The organism is Micromonospora sp. WMMD975 (assembly GCF_029581215.1).
In the GTDB taxonomy this organism is placed as follows: domain Bacteria; phylum Actinomycetota; class Actinomycetes; order Mycobacteriales; family Micromonosporaceae; genus Micromonospora.
The window spans coordinates 2,863,439-2,889,598 of record NZ_CP120739.1 but is presented as its reverse complement, the minus strand read 5'-3'; the positions used below and the strand labels follow the sequence as shown (position 1 = coordinate 2,889,598).

The following is a 26,160-nucleotide window of genomic DNA, read 5'->3' as shown; positions in this document are numbered from 1 at the left end:
GACGCGGTTCACCTGGGAAAACGGGGGCACGGAATGACCGGACGCTATGTGGTCGGATTCGACGAGATCGATGAGGGGCAGGTCGCCGTCGTCGGCGGCAAGGGCGCGCATCTCGGGGCGCTGTCCCGGACGGACGGGGTGAGCGTGCCCGCCGGCTGCTGCGTGACCACCGACGCCTTCCGGCGGGCCATGGCCGAGGTGCCGGCGCTCGACGACCGGCTCGACCAGCTCTGCCGCACGCGGCCGGACGACCGGGAGACCATCCGCACGATCAGCGCGGAGATCCGCCGCGTCGTCGAGGGCCTCGGCGTTCCCGACGACGTCGCGGCGGCGATCACCCGCGCCCTGGCCGACCTCGGCGAGCACGCCGCCTACGCGGTCCGGTCCAGCGCCACCGCGGAGGACCTGCCGACGGCGTCGTTCGCCGGGCAGCAGGACACCTACCTCAACGTGGTGGGTCCGGCCGCGATCCGCACCCACGTCGCCCGGTGCTGGGCGTCGCTGTTCACCGAGCGGGCGGTGACCTACCGCCTCCGTAACGGCATCGACCACCGCTCCGTGCGGATGGCCGTGGTGGTGCAGCGGATGGTCCTGCCGGAGGCGGCCGGGATCCTGTTCACCGCCGACCCGGTCACCGGCAACCGGAAGGTCGCCTCGGTGGACGCCGGCGTCGGCCTCGGCGAGGCGCTGGCCTCGGGGCTGGTGAACCCGGATGTGTTCACGGTGCGTGACGGCGCGATCGAGCGCCGGACGATCGCCGTCAAGCGGCGGGCCGTACGCGCCGTGCCCGGTGGCGGCACGCGGATCGAGACGATCGACCCGGCCCGCCAGGAGCGGCCCGCGCTCACCGACGCGCAGGTCCTGAGGCTGGTCCGGCTCGGCCGGTTGATCGAGGCCCGGTTCGGTCGCCCGCAGGACATCGAGTGGGGTCTGGTCGACGGCGACTTCCAGATCCTCCAGAGCCGGCCGATCACCACGCTGTTCCCCGTCCCGGCCGTCGACGACGGACAGAACCACGTCTACCTGTCGGTCGGTCACCAGCAGATGATGACCGACGCGATGAAGCCGCTGGGCCTGTCGATGTGGCAGCTGACCGCCATGGCGCCCATGCGTTCCGCCGGCGGCCGGCTGTTCGTCGACGCCACCCGGCACCTGGCGACGCCCGCCGGCCGCGCCGCCTTCCTGGACCTCATGACGCGGTCCGATCCGCTGACCCGGGACGCGCTGGAGACGATCCTGGAACGTGGTGACTTCGTGCCGACGGTGCCGGACGCGGGTCCCGCCGGTCCGCCGGCCGGTCTGCCGCCGGCGACGATCGAGACGGATCCGGCCATCGTCACGGCGCTGATCGAGGGCAGCCAGGACAGCCTCGCCGCGTTGCGGCGCGACATCCGGACCCGGTCCGGGCCCGCGTTGTTCGACTTCCTGACCGAGGCGTTCGAGGAGCACAAGCGGGTGCTCACCGATCCACTGAGCATTCAGGCGATCATGGCGGGCATGGAAGCCACCTGGTGGCTCAACGACAAGCTGGGGGAGTGGCTGGGCGAGCCCAACGCGGCCGACACGCTCACGCTGTCCGCCCCCGGCAACGTCACCTCGGAGATGGGGCTGGCGCTGCTCGACGTCGCCGACGTCATCCGTCCGTACCCCGAGGTGGTGGCGTTCCTGCGCGACGCCGGCGGGGGCGGCTTCCTGGACGAGCTGCCGAAGCTCCCCGGCGGGGTCGAGGCGCGCGACGCCATCTCGGCCTACCTGGACCGGTACGGCATGCGCTGCGTCGGCGAGATCGACATCACCAGGCCGCGGTGGAGCGAGCGGCCGGACACCCTCGTACCGCTGATCCTCGACCACGTCCGGAACTTCGCGCCCGGGGCCGCCGCGCGGCGCTTCGAGCAGGGCCGGCGGGCGGCGGAGCGGAAGGCCCGGGAGGTGCTGGCGCGACTGCGGGCGTTGCCGGACGGGGCGGAGAAGGCCGACCAGGCGCGGCGGATGATCGACCGGGTCCGGACCTTCATCGGCTACCGGGAGTATCCGAAGTACGGCATCGTGAGCCGCTACCTCGTCTACAAGCAGGCGCTGATGGCGGAGGCCGACACGCTGGTGCGCGCCGGCGTGCTGGCCGACCGGGAGGACGTCTTCTTCCTGACCTTCCCGGAGTTCCGCGACGCCGTGCGCACGCGGCGGGTGGACCGGCGGTTGATCCGCGAGCGCGCGGACGCGTTCCGGACCCACCAGGCGCTGACGCCACCCCGGGTGCTCACCTCCGACGGCGAGGCGGTCACCGGGGCGTACCGTCGTGACGACGTGCCGAGCGGCGCCCTGGCCGGCCTGCCGGTCTCGCACGGGACGGTCGAGGGGCGGGCGCGGGTCGTCCTGGACCTGGCCCGGGCCGACCTCGACCCGGGCGACATCCTCGTCACGGCCCACACCGACCCCAGTTGGACGCCGCTGTTCGTCGCCGTGGCCGGCCTGGTCACGGAGGTGGGCGGCCAGATGACCCACGGCGCGGTGATCGCCCGGGAGTACGGCCTGCCGGCTGTGGTGAACGTGCCGGGGGCCACCCGGCTGATCCGGGACGGCCAGCGGATCCGGGTGCACGGCTCCGGCGGGTACGTCGAGCTGCTGTCCTGACCCCGGTCCGGTGGGACCCGGCCGTCGCCTCCCCCGCCCGGGAGGCGACGGCCGGGTCGGCTCAGCGGTAACCCGCGGCCACGACGTTGGCCTGGACCGCGTTCTCGGTCGCGTCCGAGGGATAACCGGCCACCATGGCCCCCTCGTAGAAGGTGCCGACGCTCTGGTTCCGGTTGTCGATGCAGCAGTCGCCGCCGCTGCCCAGGATGATCGCGCCCTGCTTCTTCATCGGGCTGTAGCCGGGGGGCAGCGATCCGTCGTAGAGGGTGTAGAGGTTGCCGGACTGGGCGTTGCTGCCCTTGATGGCGAAGCGCGACGTGCCGTTGTTCTTCAGCGTGGCGGTGACGAACTTGCTGGTGAAGGCGCGTTGGTTGGGGTTCCAGGACTGGCTGCCGCCGGGGTAGAGGCCCCATTCCAGGTCGGCCTGCACCCAGGGGCCGCTGCCGGAGCAGCCGCCGAACCAGCAGCTGGTGCTGAAGTTGATCGCGTCCATCGCCCCGGCCCCGTCGGCCCGGCGGGTGGTCTCGCTGTTGCCGTAGTCGAAGCAGCAGCCGCTGTTGACGTGGGTGCCGCTGGTGACCATGTACATGCCCTCGGGCGCGCTGCCGGTGGGGATGCCGGTGTCCCGGCCGTTCCGCCAGTAGCTGCTGTTGCCGGGGATGAACAGCGAGTACGCCTTGGCCCCGCCGACCGTGATCGACTCGCGGTTCGCCACGGCCGGTTGGACCGCGCCGCCGATGCCGCCGGAGCCCTGGTAGCCGAGGTTGTTGCCCCGGGTCGTCTGGTCGTAGATCCAGGTGATGACGCATGTGGTGTTGGCGCAGAAGGAGTCCTGCGCGGCGGCGTTGGCGGGGCCGCCGGCGCTGACCGTGGTGATGTCGCGGGTGGTGTTGTCGGAGGAACGGCGGACCTGGTAGAGCCGGCCGCTGTAGGCGCGGAAGAGCGCGCGGGTGGTGCTGTGCGCGGCGACGCAGGGGGTGCCGCCGGCGGCGTAGATGTCGCAGGGGCCGTTGGCGGTCGGCGGCGGCGTGGTGGGTGGTGGCGTCGTGGGCGGGGCACTGGTCGGTGGCGTCGACGTCGGTGGCGTTGTCGTCGGTGGGGTGCTGACGCCGCCGGTGCAGGTGGTGCCGTTGAGGGCGAAGCTTGTGGGTGCGGGGTTGCTGCCGGTGGCGGCGCCGTTGAAGCCGAAGTTGGTGCTGCCGCCGGTGGGGATGGCGCCGTTGTAGGAGACGTTGGCGGCGGTGACGGCGGCGCCGGTCTGGGTGAGGGTGGTGTTCCAGTACTGGGTGACGGTCTGTCCGGCGGTGAAGTTCCAGGTCAGACGCCAGCTGCTGACGGGGTCGCCGAGGTTGGTGACGGTGACGTTGGCGCCGAAGCCGCCGGGCCAGGACGAGGAGACGGTGTAGGTGACGGAGCAGCCGGCCGCGGCGGCGGACGCGAGCTGGGTGCCGGTGAGGCCGGCGGTGAGGGTGAGCGCGGCGGCGGCGGCGATCGACGCCCAGCGTCGGCGGGAACGGCTGGTGAGTGGCACGGGGACCTCCCGGTCCGTGAGGGGGACGGCACGCCCGGCTGACCACGGTTGACGCTCACGTGCGTCGGTCCGATGTGGATCGCGCTCCGGAGGCGGCCGGGTGTCGACCCCGGCGGCCCGTCAGCCATGCGCGTCGAACGGCACCGGTCTGCCCTGGACCGGCGGTGGTGCGAGGTGGCAAGCTCCCGGCGGCCTCTCCGGGAGGCCCGCTCATCTATGTTTGCGTTAACATTGCATGGATGTCAACGGCGCGCCGCGCCGGGCGTCGCCGGTCAGCGCGGCGCCGTGGCCCTCGGCGGCCAGGCGGCCGGAATGCGCTCCAGCACCCCACCGGCGAACACCTCGCGCAGCCCGAGCGGCTTCAGGTGGACATATCCGATGTGGCAGTCGCAGACCGCGTTGCCGCACGCCCGCGGTCGCAGCGCGGCCCGCCACGACCCGTCGTAGAGGTTGCCGATCGGCTCGGCGATGAAGTGGCAGCGCCGAACCGTGCCGTCGCCGAGCACCGAGACGGCCGTCTCGCCGGCGTGGCAGGGCTGCCCGAGGGACAGGTGCGGGCGGACGCTGTGACCGAAGTGCGGGTCCAGGGCGGTCCACACCGCCTCCTCGTCGGCGGTGTAACGGCGCCCCTCGGCCGCGTTGACCCACAGGTAGACGGCGGGCGGCAACGCGGCGCGCAGCGCCCGCGCCTCGTCGAGGTGCTCCGGCAGGCCGACGACCCCGACCGAGTAGCGGATGCCCAACTCGGCCAGGCGCGCGCAGCGACGCAGGAACCGCGCCCGGTCGACCTGCCCCGGATGGTAGGTCGTCCACAACGCCGCCGCGCCGGCGTCGGCGTCGGCCAGCCAGTCGACCCGGGCCGCCAGGTTGGTCTGCACCACCACCCGGTCGACGTGCGGCAGGTGGGACAGCGACACCATCGCGTCCCGGTACCACCTGCGGGTCAGCGCCTCGCCCCAGGGCGTGAACAGCACCGACAGCCGCACGTCGGTGGTCGCGGCGACCCAGTCGGTGAAGCGGGCCAGCGCCGCCCGGTCGGCGCGCAGCAGCTCCGGCGGATCGCGCCGCTTGGCGAACGGGCAGTACGGGCAGTCGTAGTTGCAGCTCGCCAACGGCCCCCGATAGAGGATGGACAGGTTCACCGCAGCGCGTACCCGGTCATCGCGTGCCGCACCTCGGCGGAGGTGAGCCACGGGCCGACGGCGTCGGAGCGGGCCAACCCGGCGGCGGTGAGCCGCAGCCCCCCGTCGGTGGCCCAGCCCCGCTCGACGAGCCGGCCGAGCTGCGGGAAGTCCTCGGACGGCGGGCGGCCGAAGCGGGCCCGGTAGGCGGCGGCGTCGACGCCCTCGGCGCGCAGCAGCGAGGTCAACAGCCAGCGGCGGCGCTGCTCCGCGCCGTCGAGGCGGAACCCGAACTCGGCGTGCGCGAGATCCGCGGCGGGGCGGGCGAGGTAGTCGTCGAGCACCGCGCGTACCTGCGTGACGCTCACCGCGTAGTCGAAGGAGTAGTGCAGCGCCGTGGTGTAGGAACGGGCGCCGCAGCCCAGGCCGACCATGCCGTCGTCCTGGCAGCAGTAGCCCGGGCCGTCCGGCGTCGGCGCGTCGGCGCGGCGGAACTGACGCATCGACTCCTGCCGGTAGCCGGCCGCGCCGAGCGTCTCCACCGCCTGCCGGTAGAGCGCCAGCCGCTGGGCGTCCCAGTCGGCGCGGGCGTGCGCGCGTCGCCCCAGGCCGGTCAGCGGCCGGACGTAGAGCGGGTAGAGGAACAACTCCTCCGGCTGCCAGGCCAGCGCCGCGTCCAGGCTCTGCCGCCACGTGTCGGCGGTCTGCCCGTCGATGCCGTAGATCAGGTCGATGTTGAGCACCGGGAACCGGGCCGCGCGGATCGCGGCCAGCGCCGCCTCCACCTCGACCCGGCGTTGCGGCCGGCCGGCGGCGCGCGCCTCCACGTCGAGGAAGCTCTGCACGCCGATGCTCACCCGGGTGGCGCCGTGCGCGGCGAGCACCGCGAGCCGGTCCGGGGTCGCGGTGGCCGGCGATGTCTCGACCGACAGCGGTACGCCCGGCAGGCCGGCGCCGAGCGTGCCGGTGGCGATGGCGAACAGCTCGGTCAACTCGTCGGCGGTGAGGTAGGTGGGGGTGCCGCCGCCGAACGCCGCGCGCGCGAACCCGGCGTCGTCGCCGAGCGCCTCGGCGACCTGCCCGGCCTGCCGGCGGAGCTGCCGCAGGTAGGCGGTGACCTGCTCGGCCGGCGCGTTGGCGCGGGTGAACAGGTTGCAGAAGCCGCACCGCATCTCGCAGAACGGCACGTGCAGGTAGAGGAAGAGCGCCTCGCGTGCCTCGGCTCGCCACACGTCGGCCAGCCGGGGCCGGGGACGCAGCGGCCGGTAGGAGGTCTTGTGCGGGTAGGCGTAGAGGTACTGCTGGTAGGCGGAGCCGTCGAGGCTCGGATCGGTGCTTGTCACCATGCTCCCGGGTGCAGGACGAAATCGGCGTAGGGGACGGTCCACACCACGTCGTGGCCGATCCGGTGACCGGTGTGGCCGTCCTCCCCGTACGCGGTGCCGTGGTCGGAGCAGACGATCGCGAACACCGGGCGGCCCCGGCCGGTCACCAGGTGGAACAGCCGGTCGACGCGCCCGTCCACGTATTCCAGCGCGGCGGCGTGGGTGGCCCGGCTGTCGGCTTCGGCGCCGGGCAGGTGGTGCCGGTTGGGCTGGTGCAGCGCGGCGACGTTGAGGAAGGTGAACAGCGGGCGGCCGGCCGGCAGCCGGGTCAGCACCTCACCCAGCCGGTCGAGCTGCGCGTCCAGGCAGGTGGGGGACGTGACCCCGAACTCCGGCTCCCAGTGCGCCTCGGCGAACAGGTCGGGCAGCGCCGACCCCAGCGGGCTGCGCCGGTTGAAGAAGCCCACCCCGCCCAGGCAGAGCGTGTGGTAGCCGGCGCCGGTGAGCGCGGTCGGCAGGTCCGCCGCGTCGAACACCCAGGTGTCGGCGCCGGCGGTCTCGCTGCCGGGGAACGCCGCCGCGTACCGCCGCTCGTGCCGCCCCGGCACGGTCGGGGTGGGCAGGAAACCGGCGAAGAAGGCGTGGTGGGCGGCGTAGGTGAAGCTGGCGGGGGAGTGCCGCCGCTCCCACCGGCCGCCGGGCAGCGCCCGCGCCAGCCGTGGCGTGCGCCCGGCCGCGGCCAGCTCGGCCGCCACGTCGTAACGCAACGTGTCGAGCGTGACCAGGAGCAGGTCGTGGCTGCCGATCAGGCCGCGCACCCGGCCACCTCCGCCCGCCACTGCCGCCATCGGCCGCTTGTCAGCGCGTGCACCTGCTCGGCGTAGCTGTCCCGGCCGTCGGTGACCACGCCGGGCAGCAGGTCGCCGAAGGCGTTGGCCTCGGCGACGGCGTGCCGGCGCCACCCGGTGCGGAACATCAGGTCGACACCGACGTGCAGCGAGCCGGCGAAGCAGGCGGCCACCCGCTCGCAGGTCTCCATCGCCGCGGACCAGGCCGCCGGCCCCGCCGCCGCCCGCAGCTCGGCGAGGTCGCCGCGCGCGTTGCCGAGGTGCAGGTTGGTCAGCGGCCCCCGGGCGGCGCGGACCACCGCGTGCGTGGGCCGGCCGGCGACCACGAGCACCCGCACGTCGACCACCCGGTCGCGCAGACCGGCCTTGGGCAGCCACCGCTCGACGTGCAGCCCGTCCGGCGCCAACTGGTCGACGATCGCGGCGACCGTCGACTCGTCGGTGAGGCGGCGCACCCGCAGTGAGTTGAACAGCCCGTCCGGGGTGGACTCGACAGTGGTGTCGGCCCGCACGCCGCGCGGGCCGACCGCCAGCGCGAGCACCCCGGCGGCCGACGAGCCGTGCGCCGGCTTGACGAACACCCGGGGCCAGCCGGCGGCGGCCATCGCGTCGCGCAGCGCGGCGTAGCCGGTGACCGGCGGCAGCGCGGCCGGCACCGGCACGCCGGCCGCCGACAGCACCGCGTGGCAGCGTCGCTTGTCGCACAGCGTCGCGACGTCCGCCGGCGCGTTGAGCAGCTCCGCGCCGCCGGCGGCGACCCGGGCGAGGCCGGCGACCAGACCGGCGTACGCGCCGGCGAGGCCGACCAGCTCACCGTGGCGGGCGGCGGTGGGCGCACCCCGCAGCAGCCGGTCGACCGTCGGGTCCTCGCCCGCCGAGTCCACCCGGACCACCGCGCCGGCCGGCGGGGGCGCGGCCCCGGTCAGCACGTCGGCCCAGGGGAGCACGTCGGGGGCGGGCAGGCCCGCGCCGCACACCGCCCGGGTGAACATCGCCACCCGGCGGTTGGCGGGGTTACCCACGACGGTCAGCCGCATGTCACAGGCGTTTCCGCTCGCGCGGGCGGCGGCCGGCGGCGGTCATTCCCCGACCGCGGTGAAGTAGTAGAACCGGCCGTCGTGCTTGTCGGCGGTCTGCGGGTCGGAGACGTCCACCTCGACGCCCGGCAGCGCGGCGACCACCGACGCGGCCACCTCGTCGGACAGGAAGTGGTGGTGCAGGTCGAGCCGGCGCAGGTGGGTCAGCGGCCGACCGGCCAGCAGCGCCGCCGCGCCGGTGTCGCCCAGCACGCCCATGGACAGGTCGAGGACGTCCAACCGGTCGACGACCGGCGCGTCGGCCACCGCGGCGGCGATCGCGTCGGCGTGCTCCGCGTTGCACAACGCGAGGTGCCGCAGCGCCGGGAGCCGGTCGCCGGCCAGCACCGCCGCCAGGTCGTCGACGCTGGCGTCACCGCCGTAGTCGGCGACGCCGAGCCACAGGTCGAGCCGGTGCAGCGCCGGCAGGTCGCACTCCCCGACCGCGCGCACCACCGTGCCCGGCAGGCCGCCCGACTCGATGCGCAGCTCGCGCAGCCCGGTGTGCCGGACCGGCTCCAGCCGCAGGCCCTGGGCGCCGCGGATGCCCAGCACCTCCAGCGCCGGGCAGGCCGCCAGCAGCGGGGTGACGTCCCCGTGGGTGAGCCAGGAGATCTCGCACTGCTCGGCGACCAGGTCGGCGAGGAACAGCGCCCGCAGCCCGGTCCACCGCCGCGCCGCGTCGACAAGCACGTCCACCGGCAACGGGCGTTCGTACGCCTCGCCCCACTCGCCCACCACCACGGCCCGCACCGCCTCCGCCGGCACCTCGTCCAGCATGGCGGCGAGCAGGCCGGCGAACTCGGCCGGATCGGCGTCGAACTCCTCGACCTCCAGCCGCCAGGCGACGGCGGACGGATCCGCCGGCAGCGGGGCCCCCGGTGTGAACGGCAGCACCGGCAACCCGGCGAACGACGAGACGTGAGAGTTGATCACACCAACCTCCGGTGCGGCAGCGGCAAGGGCGGCGGAACCGTAACAGGCTGCCCCGACACGATTGTCGGCCGACCATCGGCGGGCGCACGAGGGCGCACACCCGTGACGCCGGACTTGACGCGGGGCATGTTATCGCTCACAGTCGATGGCAGGGCATCCGCAGCACAGGCTCTCCGGGCGAGCCGCGCTGGTCGTGTCACCACCGCTGTAACCCGGAAGAGGAATCCTGCATGAGACCCACGAGAGCCCTGCTGTCCACCGGCCTGCTGGCCGGGGTGCTCGCCGCCGGCATGGCGGTGGCCCTGGCCCCCACCGCCAGCGCCGGCACCACCCTGCGCGCGTCGGCGGCCGAGAAGGGCCGCTACTTCGGCGCGGCGGTCGCCACCAACAAGCTGTCCGACAACACGTACGTGACGGTGCTGAACCGTGAGTTCAACTCCGTGGTGGCCGAGAACGAGATGAAGTGGGACGCCACCGAGTCCCAGCAGGGGCGGTTCAACTACTCCGGCGGCGACCGGTTGGTCAGCCACGCCCGGGCGAACGGGATGAGCGTCCGCGGCCACGCCCTGCTCTGGCACCAGCAGCAGCCGGGCTGGGCGCAGGGCATGTCCGGCTCCGCGTTGCGCAACGCGGCGATCAACCACGTCACCCAGGTGGCCACCCACTTCAAGGGCCAGATCTACGCCTGGGACGTGGTGAACGAGGCGTTCGCCGACGGCGGCAGCGGTGGGCGTCGCGACTCCAACCTCCAGCGCACCGGCAACGACTGGATCGAGGCGGCCTTCCGGGCCGCGCGGGCCGCCGACCCGGGCGCGAAGCTCTGCTACAACGACTACAACACCGACGGCATCAACGCGAAGTCGACGGGCGTCTACAACATGGTGCGGGACTTCAAGTCCCGTGGCGTGCCGATCGACTGCGTCGGCTTCCAGTCGCACCTGGGCACCACGATCCCCGGTGACTACCAGGCCAACCTCCAGCGCTTCGCCGACCTCGGCGTGGACGTGCAGATCACCGAGCTGGACGTGATGACCGGCGGGAACCAGGCCAACATCTTTGGCACGGTCACCCGCTCCTGCCTGGCGGTGTCGCGTTGCACCGGCATCACCGTGTGGGGCGTGCGGGACTGCGACTCGTGGCGTGGCTCGGACAACGCGCTGCTCTTCGACTGCTCCGGCAACAAGAAGGCCGCGTACACGTCGGTGCTGAACGCGCTGAACGCGGGCGGCACCAACACGCCGCCGCCGAACACGACCACGCCGCCGCCGCCGAACCAGACCACGCCGCCGCCGAGCAGTGGTGGTTGTTCGGCGTCGGTGACGCTGAACTCGTGGACCGGTGGTTTCGTGGCTTCGGTGAAGGTGACGGCCGGTTCCGGTGGTACCCGGGGTTGGACGGTCAGCCTGACGTTGCCGGGTGGCGCGAGTGTCACCAACACGTGGAGCGCGACCGCCAGTGGCAGCACCGGCACGGTGCGGTTCGCGAACGTGGACTACAACGGCCAGCTCGGCGCCGGCCAGAGCGCCGAGTTCGGGTTCCAGGGCAACGGCAGCGCGTCGGGCATCACGCCCACCTGCTCCGCCAGCTGATCCACCCGCCGGCCCGGCCCACGTCACCGTGGGCCGGGCCGGCGGCCTCCGTCCGTACCCCACCATGGAGGAACCGCCGATGAGAGCGAAGATCGCGCTGCTCGCGGCCGTGCTGGCGACGGTCCTGACGACGGCGGTCGCCGTCGTCACCGCCGCCGGCCCGGCGTCCGCCGCCGCGCTCACCCAGGTCACCAACTTCGGCACCAACCCGACGAACCTTCAGATGCACCTGTACGTGCCGGACCGGCTCCCGGCCCGGCCGGCCCTGCTGCTGGTCCTGCACTACTGCACCGGCAGCGGTCCGGCGATGCACACCGGTTCCGGCTACAGCCCGTTGGCCGACCGCTACGGGTTCATCGTGATCTACCCGTCGGTCACCCGCAGCAGCAAGTGCTGGGACGTGTCGTCGCCGCAGGCGCTGCGGCGCGGCGGCGGCAGCGACCCGGTCGGTCTCAAGTCGATGATCGACTACGTGACGAGCCGCTACCCGGTCGACCCGGCCCGCATCGGCGTCGCCGGCGCGTCGTCCGGCGCGATGATGACCAACGTGATGGCCGGCGTGTACCCGGACGTGTTCCACGCCGGGGTCAGCTCGTCCGGTGTGCCGTACGGCTGCTTCGCCACCACCAACGGCTCGGAGTGGAACAGCGACTGCTCCGGCGGGCGGATCACCAAGACCCCGCAGCAGTGGGGCGACCTGGTCCGCAACGCCTACCCCGGTTACACCGGCCGGCGGCCCCGGATGCAGATCTGGCACGGCACCACGGACACCACGCTCAGCTACGTCAACTTCGGCGAGCAGATCAAGCAGTGGACGAACGTGCTGGGCGTGTCGCAGACGCCGAGCATGACCGACTATCCGCAGGCCAGCGCCACCCGGACCCGCTACGGCGGCACCGGTGGCATGCCGCCGGTGGAGGCGATCAGCCTCCAGGGCTACGGCCACTCGATCCCGTTCGACGCCGCCCAGGCGGTGCGGTTCCTCGGTTTCGACGGCACCGGCGCGACCACGCCGCCGCCGAGCCCGACGACCCCGCCGCCGAGCCCGACCACGCCGCCGCCGAGTCCCACCACGCCGCCGCCGAGCACGACGTCCCCGCCGCCGAGCACGGGTGGTTGTTCGGCGTCGGTGTCGGTGAACTCGTGGACCGGTGGTTTCGTGGCTTCGGTGAAGGTGACGGCCGGTTCCGGTGGTACCCGGGGTTGGACGGTCAGCCTGACGTTGCCGGGTGGCGCGAGTGTCACCAACACGTGGAGCGCGACCGCCAGTGGCAGCACCGGCACGGTGCGGTTCGCGAACGTGGACTACAACGGCCAGCTCGGCGCCGGCCAGAGCGCCGAGTTCGGGTTCCAGGGCAACGGCAGCGCGTCGGGCCTGACCCCGACCTGCGCGGCTTCCTGAATCCACCGGCCCGTCGGGGCGGTGCGACGGCCCGTCGTCGCGCCGCCCCGCGGCTTCCTCTCCTCCGCACGGCGGTCTTGTTACGAGAACGAGACATGCGCGTTTCGCCCGATCGGTTGACGTTGCAACTTGTGAGCGTTAACACTCGCCGGGAGGAATACCTGTGCGGTTCGTGGAGTACGTAGGGGAGAGGAAAGCTCGTGCGCAGACGATTTCTGGCCGCGCTGGGCGGCGTCGCGATCGCCGTCAGCATGGCCGCGTGCAGCGGTGACGGCGCGGGTGGCGGCGAGGACAAGAGCTCGGCCAAGCCCAGCGACCTGACGATCGGCGTGTCGATGCCGACCCAGACTTCGGAGCGGTGGATCGCCGACGGCAACTCGGTGAAGGAGAAGCTCCAGGCCAAGGGCTACAAGGTCGACCTGCAGTACGCCGGGGACGAGATCCCCACCCAGTCGCAGCAGATCGACCAGATGATCACGCAGGGCGCGGACGTGCTGGTGATCGCCCCGATCGACGGCACCGCGCTCAGCGGTCAGCTCCAGGCCGCCGCGGCGGCGAAGATCCCGGTCATCTCCTACGACCGGCTCATCCGCAACAGCCCCAACGTCGACTTCTACGTCAGCTTCGACAACTACAAGGTCGGCGTGGCGCAGGCCAACGCGCTCCTGGTCGGCCTCGGGCTGCAGAACAAGGACGGCTCGAAGGGCAGCGCGACCGGTCCGTTCAACGTGGAGCTGTTCGCCGGCTCGCTCGACGACAACAACGCCCACTTCTTCTACAACGGCGCGATGGACACGCTCAAGCCGTACTTCGACGCCGGCACGCTGAAGGTGAAGTCGGGTCAGACGAAGATCGAGCAGATGGCCATCCTGCGCTGGCAGCAGGAGACCGCGCAGAAGCGGATGGAGGACCTGCTCACCTCCAGCTACAACGACGGCACCAAGATCGACGGTGTGCTGTCGCCGTTCGACGGCATCTCCCGGGGCATCATCACCGCCCTGCAGAACGCCGGCTACCGCGGCGGGGCCAAGAAGATGCCGGTGATCACCGGCCAGGACGCCGAGGTCGCCTCGGTCAAGCTCATCAACGACGGCGTCCAGAGCTCGACCGTCTTCAAGGACACCCGTCTGCTCGCCGAACAGGCCGTGGCCGCCGCCGAGTCGTTCCTCAAGGAGGAGGAGCCCAAGGCGAACGACACCAAGGCGTACGACAACGGTGTCAAGGTCGTGCCCGCGTTCCTGCTGCCGGTGCAGACCGTCTACAAGGAAGACATCAAGTCGGCGCTGATCGACTCCGGCTACCTGACCGAGCAGGAAGTCGCCGCCGGCCGGGCCGGCTGATCCGTGCGGCGGACCCGGTGGCGCACCGCGTCACCGGGTCCACCGGCGCACCGACGCGACGGCCACGAGCAGGACGGTTTCCATGAGCGATCACATCCTCGAAATGCGGAACATCACGAAGACCTTTCCCGGAGTGGCCGCGCTCCAGGACGTCTCGCTCGCCGTCCGGCGCGGCGAGATCCACGCGATCTGCGGCGAGAACGGCGCCGGCAAGTCCACCCTGATGAAGGTGCTGTCCGGGGTGTACCCGACCGGCAGCTACGACGGCGAGATCGTCCTCGACGGCAAGCCGGTCGAGTTCCGGGGCATCCGGGACAGCGAGTCCCGCGGCGTCGTCATCATCCACCAGGAGCTGGCGCTGGTGCCGTACCTGTCGATCGCGGAGAACATCTTCCTCGGCAACGAGCGGCGCGGTCGCAGCGGGCTGATCGACTGGCACCGCACCAACGCCGAGGCCACGGCGCTGCTGCGGTCGGTCGGGCTGGACGAGAACCCGTTGACCCCGGTCATCCAACTGGGCGTGGGCAAGCAGCAGCTGGTGGAGATCGCCAAGGCGCTGTCCAAGAAGGTGCGGCTGCTGATCCTGGACGAGCCGACCGCGGCGCTGAACGAGGTCGACTCGGCGCACCTGCTGGACCTGCTGCGCCGGCTGCGGGACCAGGGCATCACCTGCATCATGATCTCCCACAAGCTCGGTGAGATCACCGCGATCGCGGACTCGACCACGGTGATCCGGGACGGCCGGACGGTCGAGACGCTCGACATGAGCGACGGCACGGCGACCCAGGAGCGGATCATCCGTGGCATGGTCGGCCGCGACCTCGCCGCGTTCTATCCGACCCGCACCTCGACGCCCGGCGACGAGGTGCTGCGGATCGAGGACTGGACGGTGCGCCATCCGACCCAGGACCGGCTGGTGGTCGACCGGGCCTCGCTCTCGGTCCGCGCCGGCGAGGTGGTCGGCATCGCCGGGCTGATGGGCGCCGGCCGCACCGAGCTGGCGATGAGCGTGTTCGGCCGCGCGTACGGCCGGGACATCTCCGGCCGGATCTTCGTCAACGGCCGCGAGGTGCGGACCAGGACGGTGGCCGAGGCGATCGCCAACGGCATCGCGTACGCGACCGAGGACCGCAAGCACTACGGCCTCAACCTGATCGACGACGTGCGGGGCAACATCTCGGCCGCGGCGCTGGGCAAGCTCGCGCGCAACGGCTGGATCGACGGCAACGAGGAGATCAAGGTCGCCGAGCAGGGCCGGCGCGAGATGAACATCAAGGCGCCCACCGTCATGTCGGTGGTGGGCAAGCTCTCCGGCGGCAACCAGCAGAAGGTCGTGCTGGCGAAGTGGCTGTTCACCGACCCGGACGTGTTGATCCTCGACGAGCCGACCCGGGGCATCGACGTCGGCGCGAAGTTCGAGATCTACACGATCGTCAACCGCCTGGTGGCGGCCGGGAAGGCCGTCGTCATCATCTCCTCCGAGCTGCCCGAGCTGCTCGGCATGTGCGACCGCATCTACACCCTGGCGGCCGGTCGGATCACCGGGGAGTTGCCGGTGGGCGAGGCCACCCAGGAGAACCTGATGGAACTCATGACCAAGGACAGGGATCTCGTCGGATGACCAGCACGAAGCCCTCCACCTCGCCGAAGGCCACCGCGCCCGACGCCGGGGCGGGCGCCACCCTGCACACCGGGACCAGTGACCCGCGGACGCTGATCCTCGGCAACCTGCGTCAGAGCGGCATCTACATCGCCCTCGTGGTGATCGTCGCGCTGTTCGCGATCCTCACCGACGGCGTCTCGCTCAGCCCCGGCAACCTCACCAACATCGTCCTTCAGTACTCCTACATCCTGGTGCTCGCGATCGGCATGGTCATCGTGATCATCGGCGGGCACATCGACCTGTCTGTCGGCTCGGTGGTGGCGCTCACCGGGGCGGTCTCCGCCGTGCTGGTGATCCGCGAGGGCATGCCCTGGTGGGTCGGCATCCTGGCCGCGCTCGCCGTGGGCGTCGCGGTGGGCGCCTGGCACGGCCTGTGGGTCGCGTACGCCGGGATCCCGGCCTTCATCGTCACCCTGGCCGGCATGCTGCTGTTCCGCGGCCTGACCCTGCGTGTGCTCGACAACATCTCGCTGTCGCCGTTCCCGTCCGAATACCAGCGGGTCGCCGCCGGCTTCCTCAACGGGCTCCTCGGTGGGCAGGGCTTCGACGCCTTCACGCTGCTGATCGGTGTCTTCGCGGTGGTCGGGTACGCGGCGAGCGTCTTCCGGACCCGGCTGGCCCGGATCCGCCACGAGCAGCCGGTGGAGTCGTTCCCGCTGTTCGTCGTCCGGGTGGTGGTGGTCGGCGCCGTCGTCATGTGGTTCGCCTGGCAGCTCGCCCACGCGCGTGGCCTGCCGATCGTGCTGATCATCCTGGCCGTGCTGGTGCTCATCTACGGCCTGCTCACCCGCCGCACCGTCTTCGGCCGTCAGGTCTACGCGATCGGCGGCAACCTGCCGGCGGCGACGCTGTCCGGTGTGCGGGTGAAGACGGTCAACTTCTGGGTCTTCGTCAACATGGGCTTCCTCTCCGCCGTGGCCGGGGTGATCTACTCGTCCCGCTCCAACGGGGCCCAACCGGCGGCCGGCAACATGTTCGAGCTGGACGCGATCGCGGCGGCCTTCATCGGCGGCGCGGCGGTGACCGGTGGGGTCGGCACCGTCGTCGGCGCGATGGTCGGTGGCCTGATCATGGCGGTGATGAGCAACGGAATGCAGCTCATGGGCGTCGACCAGTCCATCCAGTCGGTGGTGAAGGGCCTGGTGCTTCTCGCCGCCGTGGCGTTCGACATCTGGAACAAGCGCCGCGCCGCGGGCAGCCGCTGAGCCCGGCCGGCCGGCCGGACGGCGGGGAAGCCGTCCGGCCGGCCGCACGGTCACGCCCGGCTCCACCGCTGGTTGGTGTTGCCGTGGCAGGTCCAGAGGATCACCCGGGTGCCGTTGGCGGTGGCGCCGCCGTCGACGTCCAGGCACAGGGACGGGAAGCGCCCGTTGCTCACCGTGCCGTTGCTGTTGAACGTCCACTGCTGGTTGGTGCCGCCGTTGCAGTCCCAGATCTGCACCCGGGTGCCGGTGGTCGCGTTGGTCGGCACGTCGAGGCACTTGCCCAGCACCTGGAGCGTCTGCCCGCTGGCGGTGAACTGCTGGTTCGGGTTGCCGTGGCAGTCCCAGATCAGCGTGCCGGTGCCGTTCGCGGTGCCGCCGTTGTCGACGTCGAGGCACCGGCCGGCCGACTCGCTGCGCAGCCGGAACGTGGTCGGGGTGGGCGGCGGGGTGGTGGTGCCGCCCCCGCTGACCCGGTAGACGACGGTGCCGTGGCCGGGGACGCTCGCCGAGATCGCGCCGGAGGTGGTGCTCGTCGTGTCGGTCCACGCATCGCGCAGCGTGAACGAGGTGCCGCTCTTACCCACCGCCGCCGCGGTGGTGGAGATCGTGGTGGTGCCACTGCCCTGGTTGAACAACGCCACCGCCACATCACCGTTGGCCAACCGCTTCGCCAACACCCGGCGGGTACCGTCGAACGACACCTGCGCCGCCTGCAACGCCAACGCATCCTGACTGATCCCGATCAACGTCGGATTCTTCAAGATCGTCTGCGTCGCCGCGTTCATGTTCCGCAGGTCGTTACCCGCGATCAACGGCGACGCCAACACCGCCCACAACGCGAAATGACTCCGCATCTCCGTGTCGGTCATCCCACCCCGACCCACCTCCAACATGTCCATGTCGTTGAACGCCCCCGGCCTCGCCCGCCCCGCAAGCGGCACCGTCACGTCCACAATGTTCTGGATCCCCATCGGATACCCGTTGGTCTGCCCCGAGTTCCACGTGTTCGTGATGTCCTCCGTGGTCCGCCACATGTTCGCCACATCACCCCAGTCCCGCTGCGGACCCGTCTTCGAATGCACACTGTTGGAGTTGATGCTGTACACGATCGGCCGACCCGTCCCCGCCAGGGCATCACGCATCAGGTTGAACACCCGCACCTGCTCATCGATCGACCCAGACGGCGAACACCAGTCGTACTTCAGATAGTCCACCCCCCAGGACGCGAACTGCCGCGCGTCCTGCACCTCATGCCCCTGCGCCCCCGTCGACCCCGGATAACTGTTGAAATACTGCGCACACGTCTTCGTCAACGGACCCTGATAGATCCCGAACTTCAACCCCCGCGCATGAATGTAGTCACCCAGGGCCTTCATCCCCGACGGAAACCGACCCGGATCCCCCTGCAGATTCCCCGCCGAATCCCGATTCGGGTTCATCCAACAGTCATCCACCACCACATACTCATACCCGGCATCCCGCATACCGGAACTCACCATCGCGTCCGCCATCTGCCGGATCAACGACTCACTGATATTGCAACCAAACGTGTTCCAACTGTTCCACCCCATCGGCGGCGTACGAGCCGCACCGTTGTCAAGCGCCCGCGCCGGGTGCGGGGTGACGACCCCGTCGGTGACGGTGGCCGCGAGGGCGACCGCCGCCACTCCCAGGGCGGCGAGCATCCATCGTGTCCTTCTGCGCACAGGTCCTCCTCGGTTGACGGGCGCCGACGAAGCCGGCGTCCTTCAGGGAGCGACCGCCGGCCGCGGCCCGTGCCACGGATCGTCGGTGGGCACCGGGGAGGCCGTGGCGTCGAGGGGACCGGTGGACCGCCGGCAGCCGCTCTTCGGTGGTGGATTCGGCGATGGCCGGGACGCCGCCGGCCGCCACCTCGCTGCGTGCCGGTTGCGTCCGCCCGGGGATCGGCACGCCGGTGCAGTGATGCCGCGGATGTTATCGCTGACATCAAACTGTGTAAATAGTTGAAGGCGTCTCGCAACGCTTGCCGACCGGGTCGACGGGAACCCGGCCGGACGGAAAAAGTGCCGTTGAGAGCCCCTCTGCCGGCCCGCCGGGCGGCTGGCCCGGTGTCCGTACCGGGGCGCGGGCGGATGATCGACGAGTGTCCACGCAAGGCATCGATTGTTCTCGCTAACACTGCGGCGCGCGGGTCCGGATCCGCCGACCGCCGGTCGCTCTCGTGGATCTCGCGCGAGGGGTGGGCGGGCCGGTACCCGCGCCGTCCGCGGCGGGTGTCGCGCGGCGACCGTTCCCGTTACGTAGCCGTTGCGTTCGGGTGTCTTGACGGATGTATATGTGAGCGCTAACACTAACTCCGTGACACGGGAGAGGTGCAAATGAGCGAGGTGGACGCGGCCGACCGGTACGTGATCGGGGTCGATTTCGGCACGCTGTCCGGGCGGGCGCTCGTGGTGCGGGTCCGCGACGGCGCCGAACTCGGCACGGCGGTGCACGAATACCGGCGCGGGGTGATCGAGACGGCCCTGCCCGACGGCGGCCCGCCGCTGCCGCCGGACTGGGCGTTGCAGGATCCCGACGACTACCGGGACGTGCTGCGCGAGGCGGTGCCCGCCGCGCTGGCCGCCGCCGGCGTGGACCCGGCCCGGGTGATCGGGATCGGCACCGACTTCACCGCCTGCACCGTGCTGCCGACGCTCGCCGACGGCACCCCGCTGTGCGAGGTGCCGGAGCTGCGCCACCGGCCGCACGCCTGGGTCAAGCTCTGGAAGCACCACGCCGCGCAGCCGCAGGCCGACCGGATCAACGCGCTGGCGCACGAGCGGGGCGAGCCGTGGATCGGCCGCTACGGCGGCAAGATCTCCGCCGAGTGGCAGTTCGCCAAGGGGTTGCAGATCCTGGCCGAGGACCCCGAGGTCTACCGACGGGCCGACCGCTTCATCGAGGCCGCCGACTGGATCGTGTGGGAGCTGTGCGGCGCGGAGACCCGCAACGCCTGCACCGCCGGCTACAAGGGCATCCGGCAGGACGGCCAGTACCCGTCACAGGACTACCTGGCCGCGCTCGACCCGGACTTCACCGACTTCGTGACCAAGCTGGACGGCCCGCTGCTGCCGCTCGGCGACCGGGCCGGCACGCTCAGCGCGCGCGCCGCCGCCTGGACCGGGCTGCCCGAGGGCATCGCGGTCGCGGTCGGCAACGTCGACGCGCACGTCACCTCCGCCTCCGCCCAGGCGCTGCACCCGGGCCGGCTGGTGGCCATCATGGGCACCTCCACCTGCCACGTGCTCAACGGCACCCACCCGGCCGAGGTGCCCGGGATGTGCGGTGTGGTCGACGGCGGCATCAGCCCCGGCGCCTGGGGCTACGAGGCCGGGCAGAGCGGCGTGGGAGACATCTTCGGCTGGTTCGTGCGGCACGCCGCCCCGGCCGGCCTGGACTCGCACGAGCGGCTCACCGAACTGGCCGCCGCCCAGCCGGTCGGCGTGCACGGCCTGGTGGCGCTGGACTGGTGGAACGGCAACCGCTCGCTGCTTGTCAACCACGACCTCAGCGGGCTCGTCGTCGGGCTGACCCTGGCCACCCGCCCGGCGGACGTCTACCGCGCGTTGCTGGAGGCCACCGCCTACGGCACCCGGATGATCATCGAGGCGTTCGCCGAGGCGGGCGTGCCGGTCGACGACCTGGTGGTGGCCGGCGGGCTGACCTCGAACCGGTTGCTGATGCAGATCTACGCCGACGTCACCAACCGGCCGCTCGGCATCATCGGCTCGGCCCAGGGGCCGGCGCTCGGGTCCGCCATCCACGCCGCGGTCGCCGCCGGGGCGTACCCGACGGTGCACGAGGCGTCGGCGGCCATGGGCCGGGTCGACGAGGGCGTCTACCGGCCGATCCCGGACAACGTCCGCGCCTACGACGCGCTCTACGCCGAATACCGGGCGTTGCACGACCACTTCGGTCGCGGCGGGAACGACGTCATGCTCCGCCTGCGGGCGATCCGGAACGCGGCGGTGGACGCCGCCGCGGCGCCGCACGACTCGACCCTGGAGGTGGTCGGATGAACACCGACGTCGCCCGGCAGATCGCCGCGCTGCGGCAGACGGTCGCCGGCCTGCACCGCGAGCTGACCCGCTACAACCTGGTCGCCTGGACCGCCGGCAACGTGTCCGCGCGGGTCCCCGGGCAGGACCTCATGGTGATCAAGCCGAGCGGGGTGGACTACGACGACCTGACCGCCGACACCATGGTGCTCTGCGACCTGAACGGCGTCGTGGTCGACGGCGGCGGCTCGCCGTCCAGCGACACCGCCGCGCACGCCTACGTCTACCGCGCGATGCCCGAGGTCGGCGGCGTCGTGCACACGCACAGCGGGTACGCCACCGCCTGGGCGGCCCGGGGCGAGTCGATCCCGTGCTGGCTGACCGCGCAGGCCGACGAGTTCGGTGGCGAGATCCCGGTCGGGCCGTTCGCGCTGATCGGCGGCGACGACATCGGCAAGGGCATCGTCAGCACGTTGTCCGGGCACCGGTCACCCGCGGTGCTCATGCGCAACCACGGCGTCTTCACCATCGGCAAGGACGCGCGCGCGGCGGTCAAGGCCGCGGTGATGTGCGAGGACGTCGCCCGCACGGCGCACCTGGCCCGCGCGCTCGGGCAGCCGCTGCCGATCGCGCCGGCCGACATCGACGCGCTCCACGACCGCTACCAGAACGTGTACGGCCAGCGCCCGCCCACCGGGTGACCCCGACCAGCACCACCTCTCATCCCACCACCACAACCGGTCGCCCCGGCCCCGCCGGTCGCGCGCCCGGATCACCCCACCCACGAGGAGAACGATGCGAACCAGGAGTATGACCCGTACGGTCATCGCGGCCCTTGCCGGCGTGCTGCTCGCCGGCAGCATGGCCGCCTGCGGCAACAGCGACACCGGCGGCGATTCCGGCGGCGGCGACGACAAGCTCGTCCTGGGCTTCTCCCAGGTCGGCGCGGAGAGCGGCTGGCGTACCGCCAACACCACCTCGATCAAGGAGGCGGCGGGCGAGGCCGGCATCGAGCTGAAGTTCGACGACGCGCAGCAGAAGCAGGAGAACCAGATCAAGGCGATCCGGAACTTCATCCAGCAGAAGGTCGACGTGATCGCCTTCTCGCCGGTGGTGGAGTCCGGCTGGGACACCGTGCTCAAGGAGGCCAAGGACGCGAAGATCCCGGTCATCCTGACCGACCGCGCGGTCGACTCGGCCGACAAGTCGCTCTACAAGACGTTCCTCGGCTCCGACTTCGTCAAGGAGGGCCGGCTCGCCGGCGAGTGGCTGGTGGAGGAGAAGAAGTCCGCCACCGGCCCGGTGAACATCGTCGAGCTTCAGGGCACCACCGGCTCGGCGCCGGCCAACGACCGGAAGAAGGGCTTCGGCGAGGCCATCGCGGCCAACCCCAACCTCAAGATCGTCGCGTCGCAGTCCGGTGACTTCACCCGCGCCGGCGGCAAGCAGGTGATGGAGCAGTTCCTCAAGGCCAACCCGAAGATCGACGTGCTCTTCGCGCACAACGACGACATGGGCCTGGGCGCGCTCGAGGCGATCACCGCGGCCGGCAAGGTGCCGGGCAAGGACATCACCATCATCACCGTCGACGCGGTGAAGGACGGCATGCAGGCCCTGGCGGACGGCAAGTTCAACTTCATCGCCGAGTGCAGCCCGCTGCTCGGCCCGCAGCTGATGGACCTCGCCAAGAAGGTCAAGGCCGGCGAGGAGGTGCCGGCCCGGATCGAGACCGAGGAGACCACCTTCACCCAGACGACGGCGAAGGAAGCCCTCCCCAACCGCAAGTACTGATCCACACCGGGGGTCGCCGTCACACCGACGGCGGCCCCCGTGCCACCACGTTCCCAGAAGAGGTCCGATGGCATGACGGGTGACCGTCCGGTCCTGACCATGACCGGAATCAGCAAGTCCTTCCCCGGCGTCCGCGCGCTGCACGACGTCGACTTCCGGCTGTTCCCGGGCGAGGTCCACGCGCTCATGGGTGAGAACGGCGCCGGCAAGTCCACCCTGATCAAGGTGTTGACGGGTGTCTACGGCACCGACGCCGGCGCCGTCACGCTCGCCGGTGACCAGGTGTCGTTCAGCGGGCCGATGCAGGCCGCCGCGGCCGGTGTGAGCACCGTCTACCAGGAGGTCAACCTCTGCACGAACCTGTCGGTGGCGGAGAACATCTTCATCGGCCGCGAACCCCGCCGCCTGGGCGCCGTGCGGTGGGGCGAGATGCGCCGGCGGGCGCGTCAGCTCCTGGCCCGGCTCGACCTCGCCCTCGACGTCGGCGCGCAGCTCGGGACATACTCCCTCGCCGTGCAGCAGATGGTCGCCATCGCCCGCGCCATCGACGTCCAGGCCCGGGTGCTCATCCTCGACGAACCGACGTCCAGTCTGGACGCCGGCGAGGTCGCCCAGTTGTTCCGGATCATGCGCCAGTTGCGGGACGACGGGATCGCGATCCTGTTCGTCACCCACTTCCTCGACCAGGTCTACGACATCGCCGACCGCATCACCGTGCTGCGCAACGGCAGCCTGGTGGGGGAGTACCGGACCGAGGAACTGCCGCAGTTCAGCCTGGTGGAAAAGATGATTGGCCAGGAGCTGGACGTGCTGGAAGGGCTCGACGTGCAGCAGCAGCGCGCCACCGTCGCGTCGGACAAGGCCCCGCTCGTGGACGCCGCCGAGCTGGGCCGCCGTGGCGCGGTCGCCCCGTTCAGCCTGCGCATCCACGCCGGTGAGGTGGTCGGGCTGGCCGGTCTGCTCGGCTCCGGCCGGACGGAGGTGGCCCGGCTGCTCTTCGGCGCCGACCGCGCCGACCACGGTCAGGTCCTCGTCGACGGCGGCCGGGCCCCGCTGCGTACCCCGATCCAGGCCATCGGCCGGGGGATCGGCTTCTGCTCGGAGAACCGCCGCGCCGAGGGCATCGTGCCCGAGCTGTCGGTCCGGGAGAACATGATCCTGGCGATGCAGGCGGCGCGCGGCTGGCTGCGGCCGATCCCGCGCCGCCGGCAGGACGAGCTGGTCCAGAAGTACGTCGAGGCGCTCAGCATCCGGCCGGCGAACCCGGAGCTGCCGGTGCGCAACCTGTCCGGCGGCAACCAGCAGAAGGTGCTGCTGGCGCGCTGGCTCATCACCGAGCCGCGCCTGCTCATCCTCGACGAGCCCACCCGCGGCATCGACGTCGGCGCCAAGGCCGAGATCCAGAAGCTGGTGGTGCAGCTCTCCGACGGCGGCATGGCGGTGCTGTTCATCTCCGCCGAGCTGGAGGAGGTGCTGCGCCTGAGCCACCGGGTCGCGGTCATGCGCGACCGTGAGATGGTCGCCCAGCTCGACAACGACAGCTCGCTCGACGCGGACCGCGTCATGCGCACCATCGCCAGCGGAACCCCCCGGGAGGAGGTGAACCGATGAACACCGTCACCGACCGCCTCCGCCCGCTGACCGGGCACCGCCTGTTCTGGCCGGTCCTGGTGCTCGTGGTGATGCTCGCCGCGAACACCGTCTACCGGCCCGGCTTCCTCGCCGTGGAGGTCAAGAGCGGCCACCTGTACGGCACGCCGATCGACATCCTCCGGTTGAGCGCGCCGCTGATCCTGGTCGCGCTCGGCATGACCCTGGTCATCGCCACCGGCGGCATCGACCTGTCCGTCGGCTCGCTCTGTGCCATCAGCGGCGCGATCGCCTGCCTGCACATCAGTGAGTCGGCCGACCAGAACAGCCCGTCCACCGTGCTCACCGCGTTGGCCCTGGCCTTCGGGGCCGCGCTCGTGCTCGGCGCGTGGAACGGCGTGCTGGTCTCCGTCATCGGCATCCAGCCCATCATCGCCACGCTGATCCTGATGGTGGCCGGCCGGGGCATCGCCCAGCTGGTCACCGAGGGGCAGATCATCACGATCAACTCCGAGCCCTACCGGGCGATCGGGCTCGGGCACTTCCTGACCCTGCCGCTGGCCATCCTGATCGCGCTCGCCGCGGCGCTGCTGGTGGCCGCGTTCACCCGCCGCACCGCGCTCGGGCTGATCGTCGAGTCGGTCGGCGGCAACGCCGAGGCCAGCCGGCTGGCCGGCATCCGGTCGCGCCGGGTGGTCTTCCTCGTCTACGTGGTCAGCGCCGCCTGCGCCGCGCTCGCCGGCTTCATGGTCACCGCGAACGTGTCGAGCGCCGACGGCAACGCCGCCGGGCTCTGGATCGAGCTGGACGCGATCCTCGCGGTGGTGATCGGCGGCACCTCGCTGGCCGGCGGCCGGTTCTCCCTCGGCGGCACCGTCCTCGGCGCGTTGATCATCCAGACCCTGACCACCACCGTGTACGCCATGAACATCTCGCCACAGACGTCGCTGCTGTTCAAGGCCGTCGTCGTCATCGCCGTCTGCCTGGTGCAGGCCCCGGCGTTCCGGGCCCGGTTCCGGCGGCGCCGGCGCGGCGTCGAGCCCGGTCCGGCCACGCCGCAGCGGGAGAAGGAGCAGGTTTCGGCATGAGCAGCACGTCGTTGTCCGCCGTCCGGTCCTGGCGGCCCAGCCTGCCCCGGCGACACGTCCCGGTCCTGGCCACGCTCGCGCTGCTGCTGGTCATGTACGGCATCGGCGTGTCCCAGTACCGCGCCTTCTCCAACGTCCAGGTGATCTTCAACGTCTTCATCGATAACGGTTTCGTTCTCGTGGTCGCGGTCGGGATGACGTTCGTGATCCTCACCGGCGGCATCGACCTGTCCGTCGGCTCGGTGGTCGCGATGACCGCGATGGTGTCGGCCGCCCTGCTCCGCGACGGCATGCCGGCGGCCCTGGTGCTGGTCATCGCGCTGCTCATCGGCCCCACGCTCGGGTTCCTGATGGGCTGCGCGATCCACTTCTTCGAGATCCAACCGTTCATCGTCACACTCGCCGGGATGTTCTTCGCCCGGGGCATGTGCACGTTCATCAGCGGCTCCTCGATCTCCATCACCGACGGTTTCTGGACCGGCATGTCCCAGGAGCGCATCGGCAACCCGGCCGGGAACTTCGTCTCGATCAGCGTGCTCATCGCGTTCGCGGTGGTGCTCGTCGCCGCGTACGTGCTGGCGTACACCCGGTTCGGCCGCAACGTGTATGCGGTCGGCGGCAACGCGCAGTCGGCGCTGCTGATGGGCCTGCCGGTCGGGCGGACCCGGATCGCCGTCTACACGATCAGCGGGCTCTGCTCGGCCATCGGCGGCCTTCTGCTGTCGTTCTACACGCTGTCCGGCGCGCCGCTGATCGCCGTCGGCATGGAGCTGGACGTGATCGCGGCGGTGGTGATCGGCGGGACCGTGCTCACCGGCGGGTCCGGATACGTCTTCGGCACCGTCCTCGGCGTGCTGGTGCTCGGCGTCATCCAGACCCTGATCACCTTCGACGGCAGCCTCAACTCCTGGTGGACCAAGATCGTGATTGGCGGGCTGCTCTTCGCGTTCATCCTCCTCCAGCGCCTCATCGGCATCCGGTTCAAGTGACGGCAACTAGCGC

Annotated in this window: 19 protein-coding genes; 12 read left to right on the top strand and 7 right to left on the bottom strand. The window is 71.4% G+C overall.

The window, feature by feature from the left end; all coding sequences use genetic code 11:
* The first annotated feature begins 33 nt into the window (after window positions 1–33).
* Complete coding sequence (gene rph, locus O7613_RS12480; protein WP_282293969.1) at window positions 34–2,631, top strand: rifamycin-inactivating phosphotransferase; 2,598 nt, start codon at window positions 34–36, stop codon at window positions 2,629–2,631.
* A gap of 61 nt (window positions 2,632–2,692) precedes the next feature.
* Here the strand turns inward: rph and O7613_RS12475 are convergent, their stop codons facing one another.
* The 6 genes from O7613_RS12475 to O7613_RS12450 all read right to left on the bottom strand — a co-directional run bounded on the left by O7613_RS12475 (window position 2,693) and on the right by O7613_RS12450 (window position 9,468).
* Complete coding sequence (locus tag O7613_RS12475) at window positions 2,693–4,162, bottom strand: arabinofuranosidase catalytic domain-containing protein (protein ID WP_282293967.1); 1,470 nt, start codon at window positions 4,160–4,162, stop codon at window positions 2,693–2,695.
* A 272-nt stretch (window positions 4,163–4,434) separates the two neighbouring features.
* Window positions 4,435–5,304 carry an STM4011 family radical SAM protein gene (locus O7613_RS12470; protein ID WP_281588536.1) on the bottom strand — a complete coding sequence of 290 codons (870 nt, stop codon included), beginning with the start codon at window positions 5,302–5,304 and terminating at the stop codon, window positions 4,435–4,437.
* Window positions 5,301–6,629 (bottom strand): STM4012 family radical SAM protein, encoded by a 1,329-nt coding sequence (locus O7613_RS12465; protein ID WP_282293964.1) that lies wholly within the window; start codon window positions 6,627–6,629, stop codon window positions 5,301–5,303. Before O7613_RS12465 ends, O7613_RS12470 begins: the two co-directional genes overlap by 4 nt.
* Complete coding sequence (locus O7613_RS12460) at window positions 6,623–7,426, bottom strand: STM4013/SEN3800 family hydrolase (RefSeq protein WP_282293962.1); 804 nt, start codon at window positions 7,424–7,426, stop codon at window positions 6,623–6,625. Before O7613_RS12460 ends, O7613_RS12465 begins: the two co-directional genes overlap by 7 nt.
* The gene (locus tag O7613_RS12455; protein WP_282293960.1) at window positions 7,414–8,493 is read right to left on the bottom strand and encodes an STM4014 family protein; all 1,080 of its coding nucleotides are present in this window, start codon (window positions 8,491–8,493) and stop codon (window positions 7,414–7,416) included. The genes O7613_RS12460 and O7613_RS12455 overlap by 13 nt, the downstream gene beginning before the upstream one ends.
* 42 nt (window positions 8,494–8,535) lie before the next feature.
* Window positions 8,536–9,468 (bottom strand): STM4015 family protein, encoded by a 933-nt coding sequence (locus O7613_RS12450; RefSeq protein ID WP_282293959.1) that lies wholly within the window; start codon window positions 9,466–9,468, stop codon window positions 8,536–8,538.
* Between the two features lie 230 nt (window positions 9,469–9,698).
* Here O7613_RS12450 and O7613_RS12445 point away from each other — a divergent pair, with 230 nt between their 5' ends.
* From O7613_RS12445 to mmsB, 5 genes are all read left to right on the top strand, one after another.
* The gene (locus O7613_RS12445; protein WP_282293957.1) at window positions 9,699–11,057 is read left to right on the top strand and encodes an endo-1,4-beta-xylanase; all 1,359 of its coding nucleotides are present in this window, start codon (window positions 9,699–9,701) and stop codon (window positions 11,055–11,057) included.
* A gap of 79 nt (window positions 11,058–11,136) precedes the next feature.
* Complete coding sequence (locus O7613_RS12440) at window positions 11,137–12,459, top strand: PHB depolymerase family esterase (RefSeq protein WP_282293955.1); 1,323 nt, start codon at window positions 11,137–11,139, stop codon at window positions 12,457–12,459.
* A gap of 200 nt (window positions 12,460–12,659) precedes the next feature.
* Window positions 12,660–13,799, top strand: a complete 1,140-nt coding sequence (chvE, locus tag O7613_RS12435; protein ID WP_282293954.1) for a multiple monosaccharide ABC transporter substrate-binding protein — start codon at window positions 12,660–12,662, stop codon at window positions 13,797–13,799.
* An 82-nt stretch (window positions 13,800–13,881) separates the two neighbouring features.
* Complete coding sequence (gene mmsA / locus O7613_RS12430) at window positions 13,882–15,420, top strand: multiple monosaccharide ABC transporter ATP-binding protein (protein ID WP_281588549.1); 1,539 nt, start codon at window positions 13,882–13,884, stop codon at window positions 15,418–15,420.
* On the top strand, window positions 15,417–16,667 hold the full coding sequence (mmsB, locus tag O7613_RS12425; RefSeq protein WP_281588551.1) for a multiple monosaccharide ABC transporter permease: 1,251 nt from the start codon (window positions 15,417–15,419) through the stop codon (window positions 16,665–16,667). The genes mmsA and mmsB overlap by 4 nt, the downstream gene beginning before the upstream one ends.
* Window positions 16,668–16,717: 50 nt before the next feature.
* Here mmsB and O7613_RS12420 read toward each other — a convergent pair whose 3' ends face one another.
* Window positions 16,718–18,238: a ricin-type beta-trefoil lectin domain protein gene (locus O7613_RS12420; protein ID WP_281590253.1), complete on the bottom strand. Its 1,521-nt coding sequence runs from the start codon at window positions 18,236–18,238 to the stop codon at window positions 16,718–16,720.
* A 789-nt stretch (window positions 18,239–19,027) separates the two neighbouring features.
* On the opposite strand from O7613_RS12420, the gene araB reads away from it, so the two are divergent.
* From araB to yjfF, 6 genes are all read left to right on the top strand, one after another.
* Window positions 19,028–20,710: a ribulokinase gene (gene araB / locus O7613_RS12415; protein ID WP_282293952.1), complete on the top strand. Its 1,683-nt coding sequence runs from the start codon at window positions 19,028–19,030 to the stop codon at window positions 20,708–20,710.
* Window positions 20,707–21,390 carry an L-ribulose-5-phosphate 4-epimerase gene (locus tag O7613_RS12410; protein ID WP_281588554.1) on the top strand — a complete coding sequence of 228 codons (684 nt, stop codon included), beginning with the start codon at window positions 20,707–20,709 and terminating at the stop codon, window positions 21,388–21,390. Before araB ends, O7613_RS12410 begins: the two co-directional genes overlap by 4 nt.
* Window positions 21,391–21,484: 94 nt before the next feature.
* Window positions 21,485–22,480: an ABC transporter substrate-binding protein gene (locus O7613_RS12405; RefSeq protein WP_282293949.1), complete on the top strand. Its 996-nt coding sequence runs from the start codon at window positions 21,485–21,487 to the stop codon at window positions 22,478–22,480.
* A gap of 72 nt (window positions 22,481–22,552) precedes the next feature.
* Window positions 22,553–24,091, top strand: a complete 1,539-nt coding sequence (locus O7613_RS12400; protein WP_282293948.1) for a sugar ABC transporter ATP-binding protein — start codon at window positions 22,553–22,555, stop codon at window positions 24,089–24,091.
* Window positions 24,088–25,158, top strand: a complete 1,071-nt coding sequence (locus O7613_RS12395; protein WP_281588558.1) for an ABC transporter permease — start codon at window positions 24,088–24,090, stop codon at window positions 25,156–25,158. The genes O7613_RS12400 and O7613_RS12395 overlap by 4 nt, the downstream gene beginning before the upstream one ends.
* Window positions 25,155–26,147 (top strand): galactofuranose ABC transporter, permease protein YjfF, encoded by a 993-nt coding sequence (yjfF, locus tag O7613_RS12390; protein ID WP_281588559.1) that lies wholly within the window; start codon window positions 25,155–25,157, stop codon window positions 26,145–26,147. Before O7613_RS12395 ends, yjfF begins: the two co-directional genes overlap by 4 nt.
* Window positions 26,148–26,160: the final 13 nt, after the last annotated feature.

Bases quoted from the DNA above. Each gene is read 5' to 3' on its own strand.
- rph (WP_282293969.1), top strand. From the start codon at position 34: ATGACCGGACGCTATGTGGTCGGATTCGACGAGATCGATGAGGGGCAG.
- O7613_RS12465 (WP_282293964.1), bottom strand. From the start codon at position 6,629: ATGGTGACAAGCACCGATCCGAGCCTCGACGGCTCCGCCTACCAGCAG.
- O7613_RS12455 (WP_282293960.1), bottom strand. From the start codon at position 8,493: ATGCGGCTGACCGTCGTGGGTAACCCCGCCAACCGCCGGGTGGCGATG.
- O7613_RS12445 (WP_282293957.1), top strand. From the start codon at position 9,699: ATGAGACCCACGAGAGCCCTGCTGTCCACCGGCCTGCTGGCCGGGGTG.
- O7613_RS12440 (WP_282293955.1), top strand. From the start codon at position 11,137: ATGAGAGCGAAGATCGCGCTGCTCGCGGCCGTGCTGGCGACGGTCCTG.
- mmsA (WP_281588549.1), top strand. From the start codon at position 13,882: ATGAGCGATCACATCCTCGAAATGCGGAACATCACGAAGACCTTTCCC.
- mmsB (WP_281588551.1), top strand. From the start codon at position 15,417: ATGACCAGCACGAAGCCCTCCACCTCGCCGAAGGCCACCGCGCCCGAC.
- O7613_RS12420 (WP_281590253.1), bottom strand. From the start codon at position 18,238: ATGGGGTGGAACAGTTGGAACACGTTTGGTTGCAATATCAGTGAGTCG.
- araB (WP_282293952.1), top strand. From the start codon at position 19,028: ATGAGCGAGGTGGACGCGGCCGACCGGTACGTGATCGGGGTCGATTTC.
- O7613_RS12410 (WP_281588554.1), top strand. From the start codon at position 20,707: ATGAACACCGACGTCGCCCGGCAGATCGCCGCGCTGCGGCAGACGGTC.
- O7613_RS12405 (WP_282293949.1), top strand. From the start codon at position 21,485: ATGCGAACCAGGAGTATGACCCGTACGGTCATCGCGGCCCTTGCCGGC.
- O7613_RS12400 (WP_282293948.1), top strand. From the start codon at position 22,553: ATGACGGGTGACCGTCCGGTCCTGACCATGACCGGAATCAGCAAGTCC.
- O7613_RS12395 (WP_281588558.1), top strand. From the start codon at position 24,088: ATGAACACCGTCACCGACCGCCTCCGCCCGCTGACCGGGCACCGCCTG.
- yjfF (WP_281588559.1), top strand. From the start codon at position 25,155: ATGAGCAGCACGTCGTTGTCCGCCGTCCGGTCCTGGCGGCCCAGCCTG.